1 protein-coding gene is annotated in these 1,451 nt (G+C 44.0%); it reads left to right on the top strand.

Annotated elements, in window-relative coordinates; all coding sequences use genetic code 11:
- The first annotated feature begins 307 nt into the window (after window positions 1-307).
- On the top strand, window positions 308-1,267 hold the full coding sequence (locus KDK19_RS05325; RefSeq protein WP_257291495.1) for an integron integrase: 960 nt from the start codon (window positions 308-310) through the stop codon (window positions 1,265-1,267).
- The last annotated feature ends 184 nt before the right edge of the window (window positions 1,268-1,451 follow it).

The following is a 1,451-nucleotide window of genomic DNA, read 5'->3' as shown; positions in this document are numbered from 1 at the left end:
GATTTTGATTCCTGGCTCATCCACTGGAAAAATAGAAAAAACTTTCATACTGCTGCCGGCTAACAGCTATTAGATCTCAAGCAAGTGATATCAGATATTACACTCACACGCGGCATATCCCCCTAAATCAGGGAAAATTAACTCACTTGAGATATATCCCAACTTTTCAACCTATCGAAAAGTCATTATTTATCAAAAGCCTACAGGCCATTCTACCCACTGCCCCAAATAGGCCGCAAGTGAGTTATTTGCATTTTTGGTATTTTCTTCAATAATACTGTACAAAATAACAGTTGTTGAATTTGCCATGCCATCTCCTTTTATGACTGAAGTACGCAACACTCTCAGAGTGAAGCGCTATAGCTATAAAACTGAGCAGTCCTATTGTTACTGGATCAAGTACTTCATTCGCTACCAACACATGAAGCACCCACAGGATTTAGGGCCTGATCATGTCAGACAGTTTTTGACTTATCTTGCCGTTCAGCGTCGGGTTGCGACTTCAACGCAAAACCAGGCATTGAATGCTCTGAACTTTTTATACAAACAAGTTTTAGCTAGACCTTTGGGGGATGTCAGCAATCTGGTCAAAGCCAAAAAGGCCACAAAGATTCCTGTGGTGTTTGAACGGCACGAAGTGAATGCCATTTTCACAGTGATCAGCCCTACACACAAGTTACCGGTTCAACTGATGTATGGCTCCGGGTTGCGGCTAATGGAGTGCCTTCGTTTGCGTATTAAGGATATTGACTTCAACCGTATGGCCATTATTGTTCGCAGTGGTAAAGGCAATAAGGATCGGGTAACCATCTTGCCAGACCTGCTTATTCCTGAGCTAAAAGCTCGCATAAGCGAGGTTCGCCTTCTCCATACCATGGATAAAGAGGCCGGTTTTGGTGAAGTATGGATGCCGGATTCTCTGGCAACAAAATACCCATCTGAGGCAAAAAGCCTGCATTGGCAGTATCTGTTTTGTTCTCACAAGCGTTCAATCGATCCAAGAGATGGCCGCGAGCGACGCCATCATATTGATGACAGTACTTTGCAAAGAGCGGTAAAACGAGCCATTGAGTTATCCGGTATAGAAAAGAAAGGTAGCTGCCATACTTTCCGACATTCTTTTGCCACCCATTTACTTGATGATGGCTACGATATACGAACGGTTCAGGAGCTTCTTGGACACAGAGACCTGAAGACAACCCAGATCTACACTCATGTTCTAAACCGTGGTGGTCATGCAGTAAAGAGTCCTTTGTGCAAAATATGAGTGGCACGCTACCGCCCGAGGTGTTTCCCGAAACGGCTGAAGAGCACCTACTCACTGGCTCAACAGTTTCCTGCCTGTCTGGCTGAATAGATTCTATTGAGCGACATTGTGCCACTATTACTTATTGAAGGATAGGTAGTAGTGCTTATTTTTGGCTGCCTTATATTTTCCGTGATCCATTCAT

The organism is Endozoicomonas sp. ONNA1, from assembly GCF_024606325.1.
GTDB lineage: Bacteria > Pseudomonadota > Gammaproteobacteria > Pseudomonadales > Endozoicomonadaceae > Endozoicomonas_A.
The sequence above is the reverse complement of the archived record's forward strand: the minus strand, read 5'-3'. Positions and strand labels throughout refer to the sequence as shown.